The organism is Xanthocytophaga flava (assembly GCF_030068545.1).
GTDB classification, from domain to species: domain Bacteria; phylum Bacteroidota; class Bacteroidia; order Cytophagales; family 172606-1; genus Xanthocytophaga; species Xanthocytophaga flava.
The window spans coordinates 239,824-263,519 of record NZ_JASJOR010000001.1 but is presented as its reverse complement, the minus strand read 5'-3'; the positions used below and the strand labels follow the sequence as shown (position 1 = coordinate 263,519).

At 39.3% G+C, this 23,696-nt stretch carries 15 protein-coding genes; 8 read left to right on the top strand and 7 right to left on the bottom strand.

Features of this window, described 5'->3' with window-relative positions:
* Positions 1-89: 89 nt before the first annotated feature.
* Entirely contained in the window at positions 90-692 is a 603-nt protein-coding gene (locus tag QNI15_RS01115) for a T9SS type A sorting domain-containing protein (RefSeq protein WP_314030097.1), read from the top strand.
* Between the two features lie 105 nt (positions 693-797).
* On the opposite strand, the gene QNI15_RS01110 is transcribed toward QNI15_RS01115, so the two are convergent.
* Together QNI15_RS01110 and menD are read right to left on the bottom strand one after the other, a co-directional pair.
* Positions 798-1,217: a DUF2141 domain-containing protein gene (locus QNI15_RS01110; RefSeq protein ID WP_314030096.1), complete on the bottom strand. Its 420-nt coding sequence runs from the start codon at positions 1,215-1,217 to the stop codon at positions 798-800.
* Between the two features lie 173 nt (positions 1,218-1,390).
* Positions 1,391-3,109: a 2-succinyl-5-enolpyruvyl-6-hydroxy-3-cyclohexene-1-carboxylic-acid synthase gene (gene menD / locus QNI15_RS01105; protein ID WP_314030094.1), complete on the bottom strand. Its 1,719-nt coding sequence runs from the start codon at positions 3,107-3,109 to the stop codon at positions 1,391-1,393.
* A gap of 171 nt (positions 3,110-3,280) precedes the next feature.
* Here menD and trpA point away from each other — a divergent pair, with 171 nt between their 5' ends.
* From trpA to QNI15_RS01085, 4 genes are all read left to right on the top strand, one after another.
* Positions 3,281-4,072 (top strand): tryptophan synthase subunit alpha, encoded by a 792-nt coding sequence (gene trpA / locus QNI15_RS01100; RefSeq protein ID WP_314030092.1) that lies wholly within the window; start codon positions 3,281-3,283, stop codon positions 4,070-4,072.
* A 450-nt stretch (positions 4,073-4,522) separates the two neighbouring features.
* Positions 4,523-5,263: a phenylalanine 4-monooxygenase gene (locus QNI15_RS01095; RefSeq protein WP_314030090.1), complete on the top strand. Its 741-nt coding sequence runs from the start codon at positions 4,523-4,525 to the stop codon at positions 5,261-5,263.
* 101 nt (positions 5,264-5,364) lie between these two features.
* Positions 5,365-5,952 (top strand): imidazole glycerol phosphate synthase subunit HisH, encoded by a 588-nt coding sequence (gene hisH / locus QNI15_RS01090; protein WP_314003832.1) that lies wholly within the window; start codon positions 5,365-5,367, stop codon positions 5,950-5,952.
* Positions 5,953-6,284: 332 nt separating this feature from the next.
* Complete coding sequence (locus QNI15_RS01085; protein WP_314030088.1) at positions 6,285-9,311, top strand: DUF4132 domain-containing protein; 3,027 nt, start codon at positions 6,285-6,287, stop codon at positions 9,309-9,311.
* Positions 9,312-9,864: 553 nt separating this feature from the next.
* Here the strand turns inward: QNI15_RS01085 and QNI15_RS01080 are convergent.
* Positions 9,865-11,103, bottom strand: coding sequence for a DUF418 domain-containing protein (locus tag QNI15_RS01080; RefSeq protein ID WP_314030086.1), 1,239 nt, complete (start codon positions 11,101-11,103; stop codon positions 9,865-9,867).
* Between the two features lie 82 nt (positions 11,104-11,185).
* Positions 11,186-15,661, bottom strand: a complete 4,476-nt coding sequence (locus tag QNI15_RS01075) for an amino acid adenylation domain-containing protein (RefSeq protein WP_314030084.1) — start codon at positions 15,659-15,661, stop codon at positions 11,186-11,188.
* 366 nt (positions 15,662-16,027) lie between these two features.
* On the opposite strand from QNI15_RS01075, the gene QNI15_RS01070 reads away from it, so the two are divergent.
* Positions 16,028-16,684, top strand: coding sequence for a 4'-phosphopantetheinyl transferase family protein (locus QNI15_RS01070; RefSeq protein ID WP_390902150.1), 657 nt, complete (start codon positions 16,028-16,030; stop codon positions 16,682-16,684).
* Positions 16,685-16,713: 29 nt separating this feature from the next.
* On the opposite strand, the gene QNI15_RS01065 is transcribed toward QNI15_RS01070, so the two are convergent.
* The 3 genes from QNI15_RS01065 to QNI15_RS01055 form a co-directional block, all read right to left on the bottom strand.
* Positions 16,714-17,523 (bottom strand): SDR family oxidoreductase, encoded by an 810-nt coding sequence (locus QNI15_RS01065; protein WP_314030382.1) that lies wholly within the window; start codon positions 17,521-17,523, stop codon positions 16,714-16,716.
* 138 nt (positions 17,524-17,661) lie between these two features.
* Positions 17,662-18,567, bottom strand: coding sequence for an ROK family protein (locus tag QNI15_RS01060; protein ID WP_314030081.1), 906 nt, complete (start codon positions 18,565-18,567; stop codon positions 17,662-17,664).
* A 146-nt stretch (positions 18,568-18,713) separates the two neighbouring features.
* Positions 18,714-20,024 (bottom strand): NupC/NupG family nucleoside CNT transporter, encoded by a 1,311-nt coding sequence (locus QNI15_RS01055; RefSeq protein WP_313974918.1) that lies wholly within the window; start codon positions 20,022-20,024, stop codon positions 18,714-18,716.
* Between the two features lie 418 nt (positions 20,025-20,442).
* On the opposite strand from QNI15_RS01055, the gene QNI15_RS01050 reads away from it, so the two are divergent.
* Both QNI15_RS01050 and QNI15_RS01045 read left to right on the top strand, forming a co-directional pair.
* Positions 20,443-21,843 carry an APC family permease gene (locus QNI15_RS01050; RefSeq protein ID WP_314030079.1) on the top strand — a complete coding sequence of 467 codons (1,401 nt, stop codon included), beginning with the start codon at positions 20,443-20,445 and terminating at the stop codon, positions 21,841-21,843.
* A gap of 228 nt (positions 21,844-22,071) precedes the next feature.
* On the top strand, positions 22,072-23,634 hold the full coding sequence (locus tag QNI15_RS01045) for a thiol-activated cytolysin family protein (RefSeq protein ID WP_314030077.1): 1,563 nt from the start codon (positions 22,072-22,074) through the stop codon (positions 23,632-23,634).
* The last annotated feature ends 62 nt before the right edge of the window (positions 23,635-23,696 follow it).

Below are 23,696 nucleotides of genomic sequence, written 5' to 3'. Positions count from 1 at the left end.
TATACCTGAAATTAGTCAAACCACAAGACTGGTCAGAGTGGTCTTCTTCACAGCGAACCTATAAAACAAATACACCGGAGGCTCGAAAGGTGGCAGAACGTACACATATTGACTGGACATACTGGACACTATCAGCTCGTGAAAGTTATTTGAAAGGAAAAGGAAGCATTGAAGGGACATTACAGGTATCTCATGCGCCAAAAGATCTGAGTACAGGATTTCAGTTGGGCATTGGAGCTAATGCTCAGGATGCCGATTCCGGATTGAGTGGAGAGTTTTATTATCAGGGAACAATTACCACAAAGGCTCGTCTGAGACAGAATGCAACAGAATGGAAGGGTATTGGAAGTTTAAATGTGGATGCTACAGAATGTACAGAAGATTGTGATACTAAATCTGCCCGTATAGGTAATGAATCAAATCTAAATACAGAAACTGAAAGCCGTACTTTCACAGTCTATCCTAATCCGGCTCGTGAAAGTGTTTCTATATCTCTACGATCTGGTATAACGACCAGCTATTCTGTTGAGATGTATACGTTTCAGGGACAAAAACTCTCTGTGCCATTGTCTGAAGCAGGAGAGGGAACAAAAATGATAAATATAAAAGGCTTGGCTGCAGGTTTGTATTACTTGAAAGTTACCCAGGAAGGAGGAACTGTACAACATTATAAAGTAGTTGTACAGGAATAATCAATAACTGAAATAATCAATAGAAGTATTATATGGGATGAACCTGTTCTTTGTATAGTTATCAACGAACAGGTTCATAATTCCTTACTAAAATTCTTCCAGTGTTTATAAATATTTGACCTTCATTTCCACTCCAGTATTTGTGGAAGAGAGGTTTACTTTGAATTCATCAAAAGCAGGCTTTTTCATTTTTGTCAGAAAGAAGTTCGAAAAGCCAAATCCTTCCTGAGGTATTCCTACAAAATTTTTATCAATCTCTCCATTGTTGTTTTCATCATCCACCATCGCCATTCCATAAACGCCAGATTCAAGTGGCACAGAGACCATCATCGATCCATTGGTCAGTTCTTTTTTATCAAATACAAGGCGCTTAAATGGTTTCTCTGATTCATACGATTCTGCATTCTTAAAGATACTTACAATGATCTTTCCTTTCTCAGAGCGGACACCTGATACTTTAATTTGTCTATTCTGTGCCTGCAAGTTAAAGGAGAATGTTACGAAAATCAGTCCGATAACTGACATACAAAAAACAATTTTCTTTCTCATAAACCGGATAGAATGTTTGATAGCTTGTCTTAACTACTCTAACTGCTTTTCAACAGTTAGAGTAGTTAAGCTATGTTATATAAACTTTCGTACCAGTAGTATAAAGAAGAGGATTGATGCCTTTTAGGTAAACCATGTAGGGAGTTTAATTATCCCTTTTTAAATTTTTTCCAGACTGTCTCATTTAGTTTCCTATCAGTTTCAATCTCTAGTAGCTTGGCTGTTCCATCCATTGCAAAAAAATCTGATACTATCTCTTTCAGCTCGTTCATAGTATGACAACGGAAATAAGGGATTCCAAAGTCTTTGGCTGTATTTTCAGCAGTCTGATGCTGATGGGTTTCAAAGTAATCTTCAAGTTCAGGCTGTGTAGATGGACCATCAATGAGGCGGAAAATGCCTCCACCGTGATTGTTCAATACAATAATGCGCAGATTGGGTGGAATACGATTGTGCCACAAACTATTACGATCATATAAAAATGCCATGTCACCTATAATGAGAGTAACAAGCTGATGAGTGACCCAGGCAGAGCCAAGAGCCGTTCCTGTACAACCATCAATACCACTGGTACCTCTGTTTGCAAAGAACTCTATCGACTGCCAGTGATTAATTCCGACAAAGTTTGCATATCGGATGGGCATACTGTTAGCTACATGCAGCAGACTACTTTCCGGCAATGCACTCATGATCTCATATACAGCTTCAAACTCTGAGAATGGAGCATCTGTAAAGGTATTTTTCAGGCGTAGCCTGGCTTGTTGTTCCTGTTGTTGCCATAACTGAAAGTAGTCGTCATTGTTCTCTACCTCATCTTCATTGAGGAAAGATTGATAATCAATATCTTCAAATAATTTCCTAAAGAAGTGGAGTGGCTGTGTAGCAATAGTATCTGTAAGAGTTTGAAACGGATCTGCTACTTTTCCTGCAGGCTGGATATGCCAGTGTACCCGAGGATTGGCCTGACGCAGAAATAATTTCAGGTTCTTAGAAATAACAGAATTGCCAAAAGTGATTAACAGGTCTGGGGCTAATTCCTTACGCAATGGTTCATCTTTCTGCATCAGGATCGCATCTGCCAGCCGAATGGTTTCCGGGATTTCATGCAGATTAGATAGGATATCACCTACAACAGGTATTTGCAGCTCCTGCTGGATCTGTTTCAGTACATGAATCAGTTCAGGTTGATAAAGAGATTGACCTGCTACTATCAGCTTGCGTGGACTATCTTCCCATATCTCTCGTATTTCTACCCATTGTTCTGGTGATAATACTTGAGTTGTATTCCAGGATCGAACTATCTTCACCTGCTCCGGAAATGTAATCTGCTCATCTGCTTTGGGATAAAATGGCTCCCGAATAGGCACATTGATATGTACAGGTCCTTGTGGATACGATTGACTTAGATTGATAGCTTCATTGACAGTACGTTCGATAAACCATGTAGCATCCGGATGCGAAAAGTCTGCAGGAAGTTCGTAGCTGGCTTTTACATGTTTGCCAAATACTTCCCGCTGGTTCAGCGTTTGTCCATCCTGTTGCTCCAGCCACTCCGAAGGACGATCTGCTGTAAGTATGAGCAGTGGTACCTGTTGGTAATAGGCCTCTGCGATAGCAGGCCCATAGTTTAGTACGGCTGTTCCCGAAGTGCATACCAGTCCTACAGTCTGGCGGCTTTTCAAGGCCATACCAAGTGCCAGAAAGGCGGCTGATCGTTCATCAGGAACGACACGTGTCTGCATATCCGGATGGCGGGCCAATGATATAGTTAATGGAGCTGATCGGGAACCAGGCGAAATAATAAATTCTGTAACTGCTTTCCGGGCGCAGATCTGAACCAAACGAGTGATAGACTCCAGTACAGGCAAAATGATATCTCTTTAAGGTGAAAAACTTAACTGTCGCAAAAATACTCGCTTTTATGGAAAACTGCTTTTTATCCTGTAATTTTGAAAAGCGTTCAGGATACTTCCGCTTCTGTCGTCTGGTCGTTTGTGTTCAGTGCCAGTATTATTTTGTTCATTCTACTTTTACATACCATGACTAATCGTATTATACAGCTATTTGAGCAGAAGAAAAATGACATCCTGAATGTCTATTTTACAGCAGGCTTTCCACAACTGGAAGATACTCGTTTGATTCTTCAGACACTTGCTGATGCAGGAGCTGATATCATTGAAATCGGAATGCCTTACTCTGATCCTGTAGCGGATGGCCCTACGATTCAGGCTAGTAATGATAAGTCACTGGAGAATGGCATGTCATTGAAAAAATTGTTTGAGCAACTGGAAGGTATTCGTCAGTATACACAAGTGCCTATTTTACTGATGGGATATCTGAATCCTGTCGTACAATATGGGGTGGAGAGATTTTGTGAAAAGTGTAAGGAAATAGGTGTAGACGGCCTTATCCTGCCAGATCTGCCTATGTATGAATATCTGGATTCCTATAAAAGTGTATTTGAGAAAAATAATCTTCTGAATATATTTCTCATTACGCCCCAGACGTCTGAAAGTCGTATCCGTCAGATTGATGAAGTATCCAAAGGCTTTATTTATATGGTGTCATCGGCCAGCATTACCGGGGCCAAGTCGGGTATTGCAGAAGAACAGGAAGTTTATTTTAAACGGGTGCAACAAATGAAGTTAGCTAATCCTACTCTGATCGGATTTGGTATTTCCAATCACAGTTCCTTTACAAAAGCCTGTCAGTATGCGAATGGGGCTATCATTGGAAGTGCATTTATCAAAGTGCTGGAACAAAGCAATGATTTGAAAACGGATATTACAGATTTTGTGCAGGGCATCAAAGGTATACCTATCACTGCCTGAGGCAAAAATTTTAAGCTCAGATTTGTTGGAAGATACCAAACGATTCTATTACCTTTGTCATTATGATTCGTACAAGCAACCAATATTATTATTACTACGGCTACCGGGAAGACCTTTTTCGGAGAGTAGGGTTGTTTGTGTAAAACTTGACGATTTTCACACAAATATACAGAAGCCTGATCCGGAAAAGGGGTCAGGCTTTTTTATTTTCATGCTAGCTGGAAATGTGTGAAAAAATTCTATTATTTCTGTGAATATTTTTATTCCGGAAAACGTATTAATAGTACCGGGCTGTTATACGTTATAAACGCAGAAGCTGGAAGTACTCGTCTGAATCAAAAATTAGTAGAATGAATGAGTAATCTATGGCATTGAGTGCCTGGATAAGAGCGAACCGTACCTATCTGTGAAAAATGGTCAGCATCGACAAACAATTAAATTCTATCAACGATGAAACAGGAATATGAAAAGTATACCTCCGAAGATTTTGGAGTTTGGCGTATATTATTTGAGCGACAGATTGCTCAATTACCCGGTATGGCAACAGACGAATACCTGGAAGGTATCAAACGTATTGGCTTTACAGCTAATCAGATACCTGAATTTGAACAGGTAAATACAGTATTATCCAGTTATACAGGCTGGAAATTGCATGTAGTCACAGGTCTGATTCCCAATAAAGAGTTTTTTGAGTTACTGGAAAACCAACGTTTTCCTTCCAGTACCTGGCTACGGCGTATGGATCAACTGGATTATTTGGAAGAGCCAGATATGTTTCATGATGTATTCGGGCATGTTCCATTATTAACCAATCCCCATTTGTGCAATTTTCTGGCTGATCTGAGTCGAATAGCTCTTCGGTTTATAGATAATTCGTATGCTATCGAACTTATTTCCCGGTTGTATTGGTATACGGTAGAATTTGGGCTGATTCGGGAAAATGGTGAGCTACGGATTTATGGGGCTGGTATTTTATCATCTAAAGGGGAGACTCATTATTCTCTGAATGATACTACTCCCCAGAGAATTCCTTATGATGTGAAAACAATCCTTCAAACACCTTATATTAAAGAACGTTTTCAGGATCAGTATTTTGTAATAGAGTCGTATGAGCAACTGTATAACTCAGTGAGTGAGGTTGAACGATTGCTTATTGAAGCGATTGCTGAAGAAAATCTGATGCATCAATAATACGCTCTGGCAGAAAATCATTTGTTCGCCTGCAGGAATGATGCTATTTTTGTGTATTGTTCATCAGGCAACAGTGTATGGCTTGCCTAATTATTGATTTTATGGAAGTAGCTATTATTAAATATAACGCAGGAAACGTCCAGTCTGTCATTTATGCTTTGCGCCGCTTAGGGGTTGAGCCTATCTATACAGATAATGAAGAAACACTGCGAAAAGTTGACAAGGTTATCTTTCCAGGAGTAGGAGAGGCTAGTTCTACTATGACTTATTTAAAAGCCAAGGGATTAGATAAAGTTATTCCTTCACTTACTCAACCTGTATTGGGAACCTGTGTGGGAATGCAACTGATGTGCCGGTACTCAGAAGAAAATGATACAGAATGTTTGGGTATCTTTGATGTCGACGTAAAACGTTTTCCTCCCGTAAATGGCATTAAAGTACCACAAACTGGCTGGAATGACATTTATCAGTTTCAAAATCCACTTTGTACTGGATTAAAGGAGCATTCCTATGTATATTATAACCATAGCTACTATGCTCCTTTATGTGAGTATACAGTTGCTAAAACAGACTATGGCCTTGAATATTCTGCTATGTTGCATAAAGACAACTTCTATGCTGCACAGTTTCATGCAGAGATTAGTAGTAAGGTAGGCGCCAGTATGCTGGAAAACTTTCTGAAGTTATAATATAGGTGAACACATATATCCCAAACAAAAAGCCGCCGACCAAGCGGCTTTTTGTTTGGGATATATTTTAAGGTATCTACCTACTATATTTTACGTATAAAGACTACATCTTGAATTGTTAATTATATTTTTATTTTTAATAATAATTTTTATTTAAAATAGTTATTAAAATATTTGTTTGTTGGATATTTGTAGCTACTTTTGAACTGCCAATATGAACAGGACTACTACTTATTTTTGCCAGTAAGGTATTAGTTAGCTTTCAGAATTAGTTATTTCCCTTATTCACAAACACTTATATTCAAATTATATTTTACCTAATCTTCATTTTTATGTCTTATCAGAAAATTACTCCCGAGCAGTTTCTTGAACAGATGGAACAGTATTCCAAATGGTACAGTGACCTTCCGCAACTAGCTCAGGAGATTCTGGATTATGTGAGTGGTGGCACTTCTACTATGCCACAGCTAAACAATCACCATGCATGGTATTTCTCAAGTGCAGTGAACCTGCTCAATTTGCCTGACGCCTGGACAGAGATGGATAAAAATATTATCAAGCTTATTGTGCAGCATGATCAAAACTGGCAAAAAGGCAAGCCTAACCCTGATTACTATTTCGGACGTCGTTTCATGGATTGGGTAGAGGAGGTGATCAGAGAATATCCACAAAGAAACTATTTTCCATTGATTGTTAATGAGCTTAAGCAGAATGGATTGAACGATCTGTGTATTTTAGAAGATACAATTAGTGAGTTAAAATATGTATTGATGGACAGAGAAGGTGAGCTTACCGGTGTAGGAGAGTATGTATTGTCCTTTTTACCTGAGAAAGAGAGTCAGATCCTGGGATGGGTTAAATCAAATAATGATAGCAGTCTGAATACTTTGTTGGGATTCCTTCTAAAACATCGTGAGCAAACAGTTGAGGATCGGATAGAGAATTTTCTGGAAGTATATAATGGATACTATTCACAGACATATATCAGTGTAAGTAATATTGAGCTATTACTACAACACAATGCTCAAAAGTATGAGCCTGCTATCAAAAAAGCATTACATGCAGGGGGAATTGGGGCTGCTTCTACCTATGAAGCATTTGAAGCTCTAGCTAAACATTTACCTGATGAATATGAGCCAAAACGTCTGGAGGCTGGTTTTACTTATCTGATTACCCAGAAGAAGGAGGCCAATCCTGATCCTATACCTACAGGTTACTGGTATTATAGTGAAGGTAGTAAGCGTATACCTCCTGCTAATCCCAATGAATACTGGAAGTACATTCCGTATAGTGTCTATATCATAGACTATCTGCTGGAAAAAGATCCAGTAAATGCCAAGACTGCTGCTGTAGAATACTTAAAAGATAATACCAGTGTCAAAAGTGAGTTTCTAACAACGCTTGAAAAACATCTGCAGGGTGATGCTGTAGATATTTTGATAGAAGGTATTTACGCTGATCCAGGAAAGGTAGACAGTGATTATTTCCGAACCCTTCTGGGAATACTGTCTAAATATGACTATAAACGTCATGAGGAAAAAGTATGGGCTTTGACCAGACACAAATCCAAGCGACTGCGTGAGATTGTAGCTGTGACTTTGAGTAAATTGGGAGATTCTTCTATTGCGAAAGCAGAACAATTGCTGGCTGATAAAAAAGGGGATGTACGTCAGGCGGGAGCGTTGATTTTGTCTCTAATTGGAACTGATACGGCTAAATCTATATTGAGTAATGCCCTGAATGCTGAAAAAAATGATGATGCTCGGGATGTGATGTTGCAGGCATTAGGCGAGAAGCTATTTGAAGGTGCTTCAGAAGAAACAATAAAAGAGATGGTTGCTGCAACCAAAAAACGGGGTAAGATTGAGAAACCTGTTGAAGACTGGTTGCTGGAAAAAGATCTGCCTGCCTTGTATTACAAATCAGGTGACCAGCTAGATGAAAACACGATACGTTTTCTGTTATATCGTATGGGGCGTTCGAAAGATATTCGTCCTGACATAGAAGCTAAACCTTTGCTATTACAACTAGATCGTGAAAAAAGTGGTGACTTTGCAAAAAAACTATATGAATTATTTATCCAGAAAGGGTCTGACTCAAAGCAAAAATATTTACTGGCGTTAGCTGGATTACTAGGAAACGATGATCTGGTAGATAAGTTGAAAGCACAGGTAAATCAACTGGTTGAGGCAAACAGAGGAAAGATGGGAGAGTATACTGTGCAGGCTCTGGCATTGATTGGCTCCAACAAAGCACTTCGGGCTGTAGAGTTTCTGTCACGTAAGTACAAGAGCAAAAACCGGAATGTAGGTGCTGCTGCTATGGATGCCTTTAAGATTGCAGCAGAGGAGTTGAATATTAGCTTTTATGAATTGGCAGATAGTATCATTCCTGATTTTGGATTTGAAGGCTTGTTTAAATCTTTTGTGGCAAAAGACCAGGAATATCGGGCCTTTATTGATACGGATTTCAAACTGGCTTTCTTTGATGAAGACAATCGTAAGTTCAAATCACTACCTAAGGGAACTGCTAAAGAGATACAAGACGAATTTAAGGAGATCAGTAAGGAGGTTCGTGACATTGTCAAATCGCAATCTGGCCGGATGGAGCAATACCTGGTGATTCAGCGAAAGTGGGATGTGGAAACCTGGCAGGGATTTTTCACTGGAAATCCGATTATGTTTGTCTATGCAGTTCGATTATTGTGGGGCGCGTATGATGCTCAAGGGAATCTATTGTATCCATTTATGGTAATGGAAGATACCTCTCTGATCAATCTGGATGATGAAGAGGTGATGCTTGAAGACGGAGTACAGCTAGGGATGGTGCATCCATTATCGCTTTCAGAGGATGATCTGCAAGCATGGAAAACCAAATTGTTTGACTATGGTATGGAACCTATCTTCCCGCAACTTGATCGGGCGATTGTACGGGTAGAAGACAAAGATCAGAATGTGAAAATCTCAAATGAGTTTGACAAGAAGAAGATTTCCAGCTATGCTTTTGGAGGTCAAATGGAGAAGCTGGGTTGGGCAAGAGGTTCTGTTGTAGATGGAGGCTATGTATCTGGATATTATAAAGCCTTCCCTGAATCTGCTATTGAGGTGTTTATAGAAACTGATGGCATTTACGTAGGTGGATATTATGAAGATTCTGCCTATTTAAGTCGACTGTATTTTGTGAAAATGGGTGCTGTTGCGATAGGTAATTATACATACGACGAGCCAAGCAATGAGAAAGACGAACGTCTTATCGCTTTTGGTGATGTCCCGGCTATTATCTACTCTGAAGTTATGAGTGATTTGAAACAGGTGATTATCCCAGAAGAAAAACAACAGGAAGAGCTTCAGGAGGCTTGAGCTGAATGCTAAACATTGAGTTATATTGTAAAAAGCCTGACATAGATAGTCAGGCTTTTTAGTTAATGAAACAGATCTTCCTCGAAATGTATATCAATTCATGTAGTGGGGTACTATTTCAGGTATAAGTATTTGTAGTAAAATGTTTTATTTCTCTGTGTGATATACTTTCCGGGAAATAAGAATACGTGGGCAGAGTTATGCAGAATTTTTGTATTAAATGTAGTTTGGTTCAAAACTTTCTGCTGAGCATAATTATGCACACGATGTCGATTTATGGAGCGGTTGACATACTGGTGTCAAAATAATTTTTCACTTAGAGTTTACCGCAAATTTGCCAATGCGTTGAATAAACCGCAACAATTTATTTTGAGCGAAACAAACCGCAAGTTTTTTGTTTGAGTGGAATTCACCACATAAAAAATAGTTGAACCGAATTCAACATAAATTATTTATGTTGAATTCGGTTCAAACTTTCAGATTGCATCTACTTATGCATACAACAGTATTATTTATAAAAAATCTTGCAACCTATACTATTACAAGCATGGATTTATCGTAGAAGAATCCTCCATATATATTCTAGTGGCCCTGATTTAAAATAGGACAGATAAAGTTTACTCCCCCACACCTGAAGCAGGAACAACCCTAGTGTCAGAGGAATGCAATACGTTGGACCTACTGTTCCCCACAAACCTAAACCAATTCCATAAAAGATGAGTATTCCAAACATAGACTGCATAATATAGTTTGTCAGTGTCATACGTCCTGCATAGGCTAACACAGACAGTTGTTTTTGCAGAAAAGGGATTTGTAAAAGAACATATACACCCACAATATGTGACAGTACAATGAATGGCGTTTTGCTATGGAATAGAATAACTCTGAAAAGTCCATCCTGAGCAAAAAGCGACTTGATAGATACACCCGAATATACTAATGCTCCTACAGTGATAATACCTGCTATAATTGTAGCACTGAATAGAACAATTGCTAGCTTAAAAATTTCCTTCTTATGTTCCAGGTATTGTTTTTTCCACTGACCAGGGATAAACAACTGTAATCGGCCTACCCATACTCCTAACAAAAAGTAACCTGTAATGACTAATACATGACATAAATTAGCCACAAAGTTCATCCATTCTGCATTAACAATGATAAAGTTGGCTTTGAGCATTTCCCAATAGGAATGTGTGCTTGTTAAGGTATATACAGCCAATGCCTCATCTGGTTTGGCGGATGTTGTATGAACAGACAATTGATGATATAAATCTTCTGCAATATTAGGAACTACTACCAGAACGGCTCCCACAAAGAAGAGAGCACGTGTAGGTAGTTTATAGAGCGGAATCAGAATTAATCCGGCAAAGGCATACCAACGCAATATATCGCCTGACCAGAGCAGATACGTATGTGCTAACCCAAACAGAAAGAGTACACCCAGACGTTTTAGGAAATTCTGCGTAAAGGAGAGACCTTTTTGTTCAAAATTTTGTAACTGAAGGTAGAAGCTTAAGCCAAACAACAGGGAGAATAAGGCTCTGAATTTTCCAATGGCAAAGAATGCAACCAGTTGATGCAGTAGCATATCAGTATGTGCTGTCGGTAGGGTAGAGGCCTTACCTGTAGTCCAGCCTGAGTATACTTCAACCATTCTGACAAGAAAGATACCAAATAGGGCATATCCTCTCAGGATGTCTATTAAGGGAATACGTGTAGAAGATATGGAAGAAATATCCGCCTGTACAGGAGAGGGAGGCTGGTTTGGGGAAGCAAGAATTTTTGTATGCATAAATAAGAGTTTGGGTAAACTATAATAGAATGGGAATAAATACTGGCTATAATCCAAATGGTATAGCCAGTATCTTATTTTTTCAGACTAACATTCCCTGAGGTGCATGGGTTAAAACAGACTTATCTAGTTCAGACTGGACAATAGTTCCTATCTGTATAAGGGTGTTTTCATTTTTGAACAGAGAAAAATGATTGCCGTCAATCTCATAAATACTAAGATTTGAAGTAACATGTTTTTTCCAGCCAAAGTCTGAATTGGAGAGATACCTGGCCACGTTGTTCTTGGCACGTATAAATACTACATTGCCATCATATTCTTCATGTTGGTAATTTCTTCCTGCTTGCCATGAAGCCCGGAGTACTTCTTCCCGTATTAGGTATTCGTCTCCAATATTTTCATCAAGTTCTTGTTTGGGAGTACGGGCTGGCAGATTGAAATGGACTGCCACCATATTCAGAAAATCCAGATGCATCTGACGCACGTCTTTTACAACACTCCATTTCTGTTTGAATGGAATATGAGGTGAAAACAACTGGTTTTTCCAGCTTTTGAATATATACTTCAACCCTACGTGTTTGTATTTTGATATTCGTTGCTTGCGAGCGGGATATGTATCAAACAGAATCAATGTTGGTACTTCTTTACCCATTTTGCGTAGTCTAACCGCTATTTCATAAGCTATCAGGCCACCAATAGAATATCCTGCCAATTGATAAGGTCCTTCTGGCTGTTGCTCCAGTATTAACTTCAGGTAATGGTCTGCCATCTCATACGCACATTCTAAAGGCACATCTGTTCCATTCATTCCTATAGCCTGAATGCCAAATACAGGCTGATCTGCATCCAGGTGTGCGGCAAGCTTATTCACATATTCAACACCTCCGGTTACAGGGTGAATACAATACAATGGAGTTTTAGAACCAGTGGGTTGTATGGCAACTAAGGGATTCCATACCGATTCATTGGATTTTTCTTCCAGGAAGCGGGCAAAGGAAGCGATTGTAGGATTGGAAAATAATAGGGACAATGGAACAGTGCGCCCCGTCTTTTGACTTAATTGGGATATAAATTGGACACCAAGTAAGGAATGTCCACCGATCTCGAAGAAATTGTCATAAATGCTAACACGGGATCGTTGTAAAATCTTTTTCCATAACTCTTCTACCAAATACTCGGCAGGAGAGCGAGGCGCAACATATTCGCCCTGTGTATCTTCCTGTTCCGAAGGGGCAGGTAGTGCTTTGCGATCTATTTTGCCACTTGGGTTTAGAGGCATCGCATCCAGAAATACAAACAGGGAAGGTACCATATATTCTGGCAACTTATCCTTTAGGAATCCTCTGAGGTCTGCGGACGTAGTTCCCTGAGCCGATTTGAGAACTATGTATGCTATTAAGCGTTTATTACCAGAAGCATCTGGTTGAGCAATTGTCAAAATTTCCTGTATGTTGGGGTGATCCGTGAGAACTGCTTCAATTTCACCTAACTCAATCCGATAGCCACGTATCTTAACCTGATGATCTTTTCGTCCCAGAAACTCGATATTGCCATCTGGCATATAACGTGCTAAGTCACCTGTTTTGTAAAGCCGGGCATTAGGATCATTACTGAATGGGTCCTGAATAAATTTTTCCTGATTTAGTTCGGGACGTTTAAAATAGCCATCTGCCAGACACTGTCCCCCAATGTAAAGTTCTTCTGCTACTCCTGAAGGTACAGGTTGTAAATTTGAATCGAGAATGTGATACTTGGCATTCTGTATGGGATAGCCATACGGAATACTTACCCATTGTTCATCCAGCTGACGGGGAATTAAGAAATAGTTGGACCATACGGTTGCTTCTGTAGCTCCTCCCAGACTTACTACCTGTGTATCGGTAAAATGTTGTGTGATCCAGCCAGGCATAGCCAGTGGTATCCAGTCACCACTTAGAAAGGCTAACCGTAATGAGGTTGTTGCTGGTTGTTGCACTATGTTACTGAATGGCAGCAACTGGCTTAGCGTAGCAGGAGCAGAGTTCCAGAGTGTAATGGGCTCCTGATAAAGGATTTCCAATAGTTGTTGTGGATTTTGTAATTCGGTCTTGGACGCAATACGAACCGAACCTCCTGCTGCCAGCATGCCAAAAATATCGTATACGGATAAGTCAAAACCAAGAGAGTTAACAAACAGGACTCTATCGGTTGCTCCCATCTGAAAAGTATTGTTTACCCATTCAATCAGGTTAATAGCAGGCCGGTGCCGCACCATTACCCCTTTGGGAATACCTGTAGATCCAGATGTATAAATAATGTAAGCCAGATTATCAGGTGTAACAAAGCTAGTAGGATTGCTGGTACGTTGTTGCTTTAATTTGGCTCCTTCTCCATCTACCGCGATAGTAGTAAATTCATACGAATCAAACTTAGATTTTAGTGCTTCCTGTGTGATGAGTAAGGTTAACTGTAAGTCATTTAGTACAATTCCTAATCTGTCTTTGGGAGCACTAGGTTCCAGTGGCACGTAGGCAGCACCAGCCTTCTGAATGCCTAATACTCCAATAACCATTTCCAATGATTTTTCCATGCAGATACCTACCAGGACTTCTGGAGCTGCCCCATGTAGTAAAAGTAAATGAGCTAGCTGATTTGCTTTCTCATTTAACTGAGCATAGGTCAGATGCGTATCTTCAAAAAGAACAGCAATTGCATTTGGTGTAAGTGCAGCTTGTTTTTCCACAAGCTGATGCATACAAATATCAGTCTGATACCCTTTGGCTGTATTATTCCATTCAACCAGAATTCGGTGACGTTCGGGAACAGATAAAAGAGCATGCTTATGGACAGGTTCGTGTAGATTTCTGATTAATTCCTGAAGGAAAGTTGCAAGCTGATTGCCCATTTGCTCCATAGTTGGAGTGTCTAATCTAAACGGATTGCCAAGCAGATGAATGGAGTTATCTTCTTCTACAATCCATATGGTTAGATCTCTTCCCAGTTGTGTATAGTGTGTAGGGTGTTTTTGTGATTTTACAAGAACAATCGGAAACAATGGATTCTCTTTGACCTCGTTTTTGTTGCGTAATACTGGATAACGGGCTGTAATGTCCCGATTGTATGTTTCTGCTTTTTGTACCTGTTTTAATTCTTTTTCAATGACAGTATATACTGCTTCGAAATCTTTCTGTAGATCAATATCTACTTGTAAAGGAACATTTGTTGCAAAAAAATCAGGTAGTTCATGTAGTTTCTCCTGCAAGTGTGAAGTCACAAAACCAATTTGAAGATGTGTCGTTCCTGTTACACGAGCCAGATATACCAGATAAGTCGATATAAGAAAATTAATACTCTGAGAGTTCTCCTTATAGGTATAGAGAAATTCTTTTGTGAAATCAGATAATGGAACGGTGATATGGGGAGGTGTATCCGATTGGGGGCTCAATGGAAGCCTTGAAACAAATGGTAAGATAGTGGGTTGTAAAACAGATAGTTTTTTTACCCAATAATTCTGATAACGGGCAATTCGGGAGTCAATCTCCTGAATTCGTTGAATGTTTTTTGGAGATGCTTCTGAAAGTAAATTATTTTCCTTCAGATTATATTGTTCTTTTAGTTGTGAAATAGTGAGCGGTAAACCATCAATAGTAGAAAACTGTGATAGTGTAATATTGTTGGTGGTAGTGGCAAACGTCAGGCTATCATCAGAAATGGCAATGATGGTACCAGGTGTATTGATTGATTTCGTTTCTTCACTATGGCCTCTGCGAACAAGAACCATTGTATTCCCTATAAGTATTTTGGGTAATCCCAGTGGGTTGGTATAAAATCCGAAATCAGATGCCTGACACAGGGTTTCGATCTGAACTGCTGTTTGTTGCCACGAAATTACACCACTATGTAGCGGACGCTGACTGGTCCCGTAATAGGATCTTTGTTGTGGATCTTGTTTAATAAAGGTAAGTTGATTGTATACAATATCACTTACCAACTCTGAAAAAGCCTGAAATGCTCCTTCAAAACATTTGATATTCAATGTAAAGGAAGTGTCATCCGGATTAATTTCAACGATGTGCTGCTTCAATATATCACCTGTATCAATACCAGGTTCTATTACATGCCAGGTGATACCATGTCTTTTCTCACCATTTACCAATGCCCAATAGGTTGCATTTAAACCAGCATAGCTGGGGAGCGGACCATCATGATAATTGATCGACAGTTTTTTTACTTGAGATAATATGCGTTCGGGTATGATGTGGTGATTGATAATACTGAATAGATAATCTACCGAATTGTTTTCCATATATTCAGCTAAATTGTGGATTGTAGCTAAAACAGGAATATTGAGGTCTTTGGCAAAATTATGGACTTGCTTATCTTCCGTAATAATCTGAAGAATACAGAATTCATTTTCTACAAGTAGCCGTGCGCATTGAGCAAGTAAAGCTCCTTCGCCGATGAGTATACAAGTCGGGTGGGATGATTTTCCGTTAGCAACTGTAGGTTGATCTGGTGTGTGCACAGAATGAGTACGAGCAATGATATCATTGCTTTTAACGGCTGGTATGTCTTGCATATAAAAATAGGATTTTGGTTATATTCTCTTGATAGTGTGAATAGTAACCAGAGAGTGTGAATAAAAATAGATATCTTTATCGGATAAGCCACTTTCCAGAACTTTGGAAGTAAAAATGGCTTGTAGAGCTAAGTAAAGGCAAGTATAGATGGGGAAATTTAGAGAAAAGTAAACAGGTGGATAATAAATAATTTATATACAGAATGATGTAATAGAATACTAGTATATTTAGTATATATATGTTTATATAATATTTCTTATAGAAGGAAAATGTTTTCTTTTGATAATCAATGTTTTAACGAATTGTCGGTTTTCATATTTGTGTAAAGAAAAAATACATTTGATATGAATTAATGTAGAATATATATGACTTCCGTTTTTTATGCAAGGTGTCTTTTCCCCACTATATCAGAGGATATCTTCTTTTACTGGTTACCCTATTTGTCTGAAGCTATGCAGATACAGATAAAAAATTATCGAAAGAAGGAAGATGCTTGCTTGTCACTTGCAGGTAAAGTATTATTATACAAAATATTAAGAAAACGAGGGATGTCTGAGTCTATACTTTCACAAATCAGGTATACTGATTTTCGCAGACCTTTTATACCAGATTCAGATATAGATTTTAATATTGCTCATTCAGAAGGGTTTGTTGTCATTGCCTATACCCAGTCAGGAAGAGTAGGCATTGATCTGGAACGAATGATTGCAGTAAGGCCTGAGGATTTCAAAAGCCAGATGAGTGTGATTGAGTGGCAGGAAATAGAAAATGCAGAAGATCCACAAACTGCATTTTATACATATTGGACACAAAAAGAAGCAGTATTGAAAGCCAATGGCAAAGGAATGTATATTCCTCTACAAAGCTTTCAGATTCAAAGCGATCGCACTTATCTGGAAGGAGAGGAGTGGCTTCTGCAGGAGATTCAGATAGCAGATGGGTATAAATGCCATCTGGCAATGAATCAGGAACAGCCTGTGGAAATCTATGATCTGACCAGAGAAATATGGAATATAGACTAATCAGATCAAGTGAACTACAACTGAATTTTCTATGAGTTAACGGTTTTGATATTGTAATTGCGAATCACTCTTGATAGTAACAGTGGAAAAAATCGCTTCATATAGATCCCAAAGATTTCTTTGCCTCCTATATAGACCTCTTCCTTATTCTTTTTGACAGCCTTTAGGATATGCCTGGCACAGACAGCTGGCTGCATACCTTTCTCCTGGTTTGTATCCATTTTGTTGTATTGCTCCCCTTTTTCATCAATCGCATGTAGGGAGATTGCCGTTTTAATATATCCAGGACATACAATAGTAACTTTGATCTTGTCTTTCCAGTGTTCAGCTCGTAGAGAATCAAAGAAGCCATGCAAAGCATGTTTGGAGGCTGCATAGGAAGAGCGCATAGGTGTTCCTATATACCCTACTACACTACTTGTAACAATGAACTGACCACTTTGCTGTTTGACAAATGTTGGTAATACGGTTTTGGCAAGTCCTACTATACCAAAATAGTTAATTTCCATAATACGCCTGTCTACTGCTAAAGGGGTGTCCTTTATAAAGGAACGTTGGCTGATACCTGCATTGAGTATCAGTACATCAATTCTTCCGAATGTTTGAATAACAGTCTGTGTAGCTTTATCAAAGGTGTCACTTTGTTCTACATCCAATGGCAGTATAAGAATATCTGCTGCTGGTAACTGAGTTTGTTGAGCTACACGATCCAATTCAGTTTTTCGACGGGCAGATAATATCAGTCTGGCCCCTTCCTGAGCCAGTGCATAGGCTAATGCTTCTCCTATTCCAGAGGAAGCTCCTGTAATCCAGACAACTTTGTTTGCGAAGGTATTGATAAGACAAGAATGTTTTATTCAGTAAAATCCTGATCGAAGATAAGTAGAGGAAGGAAATTGGCAAAGGAGGGAATACAAAATAAAAACGCATTCCGAATAGTAGTCAGAATGCGTTTTTATATAGCTGATAAGTTTCTTCTACTTAAAACACAAGGCCGCAGCACCTAAAATACCTGCATTATTGCGTAATACAGCCAGCCTGATATCCAGTTTATCAAGATAGTAAGGAGTTAGAAATTTTTGCATGGACTTCAATACATGCTCCTGCATGAATGGATAGCCTTTGGCTACACCCCCCCCAATAATGAAGGTTTTGACATCCAGAATATACGCTGCAGTAGCCAATGCTTCTCCTACATATTTTCCATAATAGGCAAATGCTTTTAGGGCAACAGGATCATCATCACGGGCTGCTTCCAGCAAGATATCATCATCTATCTTGGCTACATCGCGCAGCACTGATTTGCCTTTATGTTCTTTAAGCAGTTCAGCTGCCTTGGCATAAAATCCAACTTTACCAATATTCTGCTCTATACTTTTTCCATTCCCTGCTACAATATGACCAAGCTCCAGTCCATTACCATCCGCACCTTTGAATATCTTATGATCTATGATCAGCCCGCTACCTACTCCTGTGCCAAGAGTAACCAGCAGGAAGTTTTCGGGAAGTTGCTGGCCTGAAAAATAATACTCACCCAGTGCGGCTGCGTTGGCATCATTTTCCAGATAGAATGCAATACCAGGATTCGCTTTTTCCAGTAGTTCAACAATAGGAAGGCCATTTAATTCAGGCATATTGGCCAGTTCTACCAGGCTACGCCGATCCCGGGAAATCATTCCGGGGACGCCAATGCCTATTTCTTTGACCTGAGGATGATCTTTGATCCACTCTTGGATCGATGCTAATATATTTTCAGACAGAACACCTGAAGCACGTAATTCTTTAACTGGTACTTTCTTTTTCTCTAATAATTTTCCATCACTTTCTACCAATCCAAATTTAACACTACTTCCGCCGATGTCTATGCCCGTGAATATTTCCATGAGACTAACTAATTAAGTGGTTAATTGTTGCTTTGTTGTAAGTTGATAGCAAGTCCTGATATTTCTTTACACAAATATAAAGATCCATGTTGGAATGGAAAATGATATCAGACTTGCTGGGTAATTGAATTATAGGTTGGTAACTCTTACTCTTCAATCAGAGTGCCTGCAATGGTTGCTGTCATCATGGTTGTTAATGTGCCACCCAATAGTGCAGTCATTCCTAATTTGGAAAGATTTCCTTGTTGATTAGGAGCCATATTGCCAATTCCACCTACCTGGATAGCGATAGAACTGAAGTTGGCAAACGAACACAATGCATAGGTAGAAATCGTTACAGAACGGCGTGAGATTACTCCTGTACGTTGCATTTCTGCCAGATTAAGATAGGCTACAAATTCGTTGATTACCGTTTTCTGTCCAAGCAAACTGCCTACCAGTAAGGTATCCTTCCATTCTATACCCATCACAAAGGCAAAAAGCCGGAAGACCTGACCAAAAATATATTCCAGCGAAAACTCTTTGAATGTACCTTCCGTTGAAGCTTTCACCCAAGCATTCAGACCTGTAATATCGCCTATACTGGATAAGCCAGCATTGACCATGTAGACAACTGCAATGAAGGCTATTAGCATGCCACCTACATTGAGTGCAAGTTTTAGTCCATCCGCGGCTCCAATAGACATGGCATCAATAATATTAACACCCAATTGCTCTTTGTGTACAACAAGCTTTTGATCTATGCTTTCAGTTTCTGGAAGCAATATTTTAGAGATTAAAATACCAGCAGGTGCACTCATAATAGAAGCACTCAGGAGATGGGCCGCAAATTCTGCTTTGGATTCGGGGCTATCTCCTCCCAGAAAGTTAACATAGGCTCCCATGACACTCCCTGCAATATTGGCCATTCCGCCTATCATCAGACAGAGTAGTTCTGAACGTGTCATAGTAGGAACAAAAGGACGTACCAGCAAAGGAGCTTCTGTTTGACCCAGAAATATGTTGCCGGCAGCAGAGAAACTTTCAGCTCCGGAAAGACGCATAGTGCGCGACATGACCCAGGCAATTCCATATACTACCTTTTGTAATATACCCAGATAATATAAGCCAGAAGTGACAGCTGAGAAGAAAATGATAGTGGGCAATGCCCTGAATGCGAATAAATAGCCTAAATGGTGAGTGGCTTTAGGATCATTGGCCGCAAAGTCTTTAGTCAGATCTCCAAACAGGAACTTGGCTCCTTCTGCAGAGAAGTCCAGAAAGCGAACGAATCCCCGGCTAATCCAGTCAAATCCATCTGCCACAACATCTACTTTTATGACCAGTAATCCAAAAATCAATTGTAGTAAAATACCAGTTCCGACTAGTTTCCAGTCAATGGCCTTGCGATTGGATGAAAACATATACGCAACGGCAATCAAAAAAGCTAGTCCAAAGACTCCTCTAAGATAAATCATTTACGAAGAATGTGACTAATAAGGGAAAGATAAGGATAAATTAAAGGGTGTTTAACACATGAAAGGCTGGTGCCTAAAAATAGTGTATTTCTATGAATGAAACAGGTTAATTCGACAAAAGATGACGCGGACCTGTAGGGGAGGATGGATAGACTTCTTCATATTTTATTGGTTAGGTTTGTTTTCTCAAACTTACTAAATCCTTCTTTGCTACCCAAACCCTGGTGAAGTGTTATTTATGGAAGTGTTACCTTATGGGTACTATTGAAGCCTATAATTTGGAATATAGTCCCTAGTTTTGCAATTTGGGAAAAGAATCCAGGCATCTTTTTCTTTAGAAAACACATTTCCGGCAAAAAAGCCTTCGATTAACTTGCATTCAATTAGTTAGAAAAACATCCTTCATCTTACCAAACATATGTCTGAAAAACCACAGAAATCACTTACTCTACTTGATTCGGTTATGCTCATTATGGGCTCTATGATCGGGTCAGGAATCTTTATTGTTGCAGCAGATATGACTCGCGATTTACAATCGCCTGGTTTGCTGATACTTGCCTGGATCGTTACCGGATTTATGACATTTGCTGGTGCACTTAGTTATGGCGAGCTGGCTGGTATGATGCCTCAGGCTGGAGGGCAGTATGTGTATCTGAAAGAAGCCTTTAATCCATTGGTTGCTTTTATGTATGGGTGGACTTTTTTTGCAGTCATTCAGACTGGAACCATTGCGGCTGTAGCAGTAGCTTTTGCCAAGTTTACAGGTGTATTCTTGCCGATGATATCGGCAGAAAATTATATCGTTGACTCTGCTTTTTTGAAAATATCAACACAACAGGTATTGGCTATTTTTTGTATAGTTCTGCTGACATTCTCAAATTTTAGAAGTATTAAAACAGGGGCCTTGATACAGAATCTGTTTACGTTTGCCAAGATAGGATCACTGGTAGCTATCATTTTGTTGGGTATATACATTGCCTTTACCAAGTCCGAAGTAACACAGAGCATATGGGATTTTAACAGAGCGGATGGACAAAGTCTACCTATGCTGGCTTTGGTGGGAATCTTTTTTTCTGCTATGGTAGGTTCTTTGTTTTCATCAGATGCCTGGAATAATATAACCTTTACTGCCGGGGAAGTAAAAAATCCGCAACGTAATGTTCCTCTGGCTTTGGCCATTGGCACGGCTTCAGTGAGTCTGATTTACATTTTTATCAATATTACGTATGTGAGTAGTCTTTCGCTGACTGAAATACAAAATGCCCCTGCAGATCGTGTTGCTACTGTATTAATGGAAAAGATTGTAGGTGAGAAAGGTGTATTCTTTATTGCTGCTATGGTCATGGTTTCCACCTTTGGTTGTATCAATGGATTGATTCTGGCTGGAGGACGTGTGTATTATGCTATGGCTATTGATAAGCTTTTCTTCAAACAGGCTGCTCGTCTCAACCGCAATGGTGTACCTGCCAATGCATTGGTTTTTCAGGGAATATGGGCTTGTGCACTCACACTGAGTGGAAGTTATAACAGCCTGCTGGATTATGTTATGTTTGCTACCGTACTCTTTTATATTCTCACTATTTTGGGAGTTTTTATACTACGTGCCAAACAACCTAATGCATTACGTCCATATAAAGCATGGGGATATCCTGTATTGCCTGCTCTGTATATCTTACTAGCGGGTGGTTTTTGTATCAGCGCATTGTATTATAACTACCAATACACCTTGATAGGGTTGGGTATTGTATTGGTTGGTATCCCTATCTATTACCTTATCAAGACAGGCTTTAATCAGAAACAAGCGGAGAAAATAGCATAACTACTGTTAACCATAAAAGAGAAAAGCTCTATTCTAATCCGGAATAGAGCTTTTCTCTTTTACTGCCTTGTCTGTTTATATCAGATAATGCCTTTTCGTCAAGCGTATTTTATATGTGATGCCTGTAAAGATATATCTGCTTGACAGGCATTATTTTTTATGATATAACTTGTTGAATGGGTATTACACCATATAGTATAGCCAATTTATTTATATAACAGCATAAGTATGTATTCAAACTTGTTACAATCCCGAAAACTGATTTCTGGCTTTCTACTTGTAATTGTCTATTTTGTGAGTAGCTGCAAAAAAGAAGAAACAGATCCTTTTACTCAGAATGTGAGTTCGTTGATTAACTCTCTGGACTATGATCCGGCTAAATTGCTCAATGTTCAGAATATAGGAAATGAGCCTGATAAACGTGTGGAAACAGGTTCTGAAAATGGGTCATCCAGCCAATCTGGGGGATATATTACTACATGTGGAAAGACTATTTACACTTTGCAGACTAATAAAGAAGCTATCACCATACTTCGGCCTCTACATGGAAATATCTGGCCTGGGGCATTGGTCAAAGGAAATGCTTCTCTACTAGATGGCGATCCGGATACAATAAAAATTGCCCGGAATCCTGTGAATATCAAGATAGATCTGCCAGGCATAGGGGACAATGGCTCTGTAACAGTGGAGAATCCTTCAGATACAGCTATACAAAACGCTGTCACGAATGCCTTGAACTGGTGGAATGCAAATGCCTATCAGGAAGGATATGTAAATCCAAACTATACTTCGTATAAGACAGCACCTTCCTATTCTGCTCAGCAAGTAGCAATGGATCTGAATATGAATACAACCTGGGCAAACAGTACGATTGCTTCACAATTTAATTATCCATCATCTTCAGCAAAAAAAGTTGCCATGATGGTGGTAAAACAAGGCTTTTATACCGCTTCAATGCCAGAACCCAATTCGCCTGCGGTTGTATTTGGTCAGGATAGTGACATTGCAACTATTGATGAAACTGTTTCTAAAATCAAAGCAGTAGTTAGTAATGAGGCTCCCCCTGCCTATATTCAGACCGTGACATATGGACGTATAATTCTGTTTCGTATGGAAACATCATTGTCTGTTACTCCCGAAGATGTAGAGGTTGCCTTACAATATGCAACTGGTGTAACGAGTGTAAGTGGGGATACAGAGACCAAAGTGAAAAATATTCTAGCCAATGCTACCATTATACTGACAAGTGTGGGGAAAAATGCTGCTATAAATTCAAGATCTGTGAGTGCACGAAGTTATGGTGAACTGGCAGGATATATAAATGATAAAAATAGCTTATATACGATTCAGAATCCAGGTGTTCCAATCCAGTACACGGTACGCTTCCTGAAAGACAATCAGGTAGCCCGTATGGGATATACAACACAATATACTATAGAAGCATGTACCCGTACTCTGGTCCCCGAAGCTGTTGTGTCACTAACAAATAATACAGGAACTCAGGGAGGTATAGGCTGGGATGTGCAGTATACTGTATCTTTTAAGGATAAAGATAATGCGGATCAGAAACTGGAGAGTGGAGGTATCGGAACCGGAAGTAACAAATCAGTTACAGTGCCTGCCGGTAGTTATAAAATTACTATGGAAGCAGAGTACAAAGATGTAAACAAGTGGAAGAAACTTGGAAAGCAAAGCTGGGAAGTACCTACAAAGGGATGTTTTGAGGCTTATGGCAACTGGGAACTTTTTGGAAAGAAAGAGCCAGAATTTCGCTCTATCACCTGTCAGTAAAGGTTGTAAGTGAGCTATAAAAATAAAAACCCTCTTCTCAGGAAAAGGGTTTTTATTTTTAT

What these genes read in the sequence shown, in the direction of transcription:
- QNI15_RS01110 (WP_314030096.1), bottom strand. Translation starts at nt 1,217, where the DNA reads ATGTCAGTTATCGGACTGATTTTCGTAACATTCTCCTTTAACTTGCAG.
- trpA (WP_314030092.1), top strand. Translation starts at nt 3,281, where the DNA reads ATGACTAATCGTATTATACAGCTATTTGAGCAGAAGAAAAATGACATC.
- QNI15_RS01095 (WP_314030090.1), top strand. Translation starts at nt 4,523, where the DNA reads ATGAAACAGGAATATGAAAAGTATACCTCCGAAGATTTTGGAGTTTGG.
- hisH (WP_314003832.1), top strand. Translation starts at nt 5,365, where the DNA reads ATGGAAGTAGCTATTATTAAATATAACGCAGGAAACGTCCAGTCTGTC.
- QNI15_RS01085 (WP_314030088.1), top strand. Translation starts at nt 6,285, where the DNA reads ATGTCTTATCAGAAAATTACTCCCGAGCAGTTTCTTGAACAGATGGAA.
- QNI15_RS01080 (WP_314030086.1), bottom strand. Translation starts at nt 11,103, where the DNA reads ATGCATACAAAAATTCTTGCTTCCCCAAACCAGCCTCCCTCTCCTGTA.
- QNI15_RS01075 (WP_314030084.1), bottom strand. Translation starts at nt 15,661, where the DNA reads ATGCAAGACATACCAGCCGTTAAAAGCAATGATATCATTGCTCGTACT.
- QNI15_RS01070 (WP_390902150.1), top strand. Translation starts at nt 16,028, where the DNA reads ATGACTTCCGTTTTTTATGCAAGGTGTCTTTTCCCCACTATATCAGAG.
- QNI15_RS01060 (WP_314030081.1), bottom strand. Translation starts at nt 18,567, where the DNA reads ATGGAAATATTCACGGGCATAGACATCGGCGGAAGTAGTGTTAAATTT.
- QNI15_RS01055 (WP_313974918.1), bottom strand. Translation starts at nt 20,024, where the DNA reads ATGATTTATCTTAGAGGAGTCTTTGGACTAGCTTTTTTGATTGCCGTT.
- QNI15_RS01050 (WP_314030079.1), top strand. Translation starts at nt 20,443, where the DNA reads ATGTCTGAAAAACCACAGAAATCACTTACTCTACTTGATTCGGTTATG.
- QNI15_RS01045 (WP_314030077.1), top strand. Translation starts at nt 22,072, where the DNA reads ATGTATTCAAACTTGTTACAATCCCGAAAACTGATTTCTGGCTTTCTA.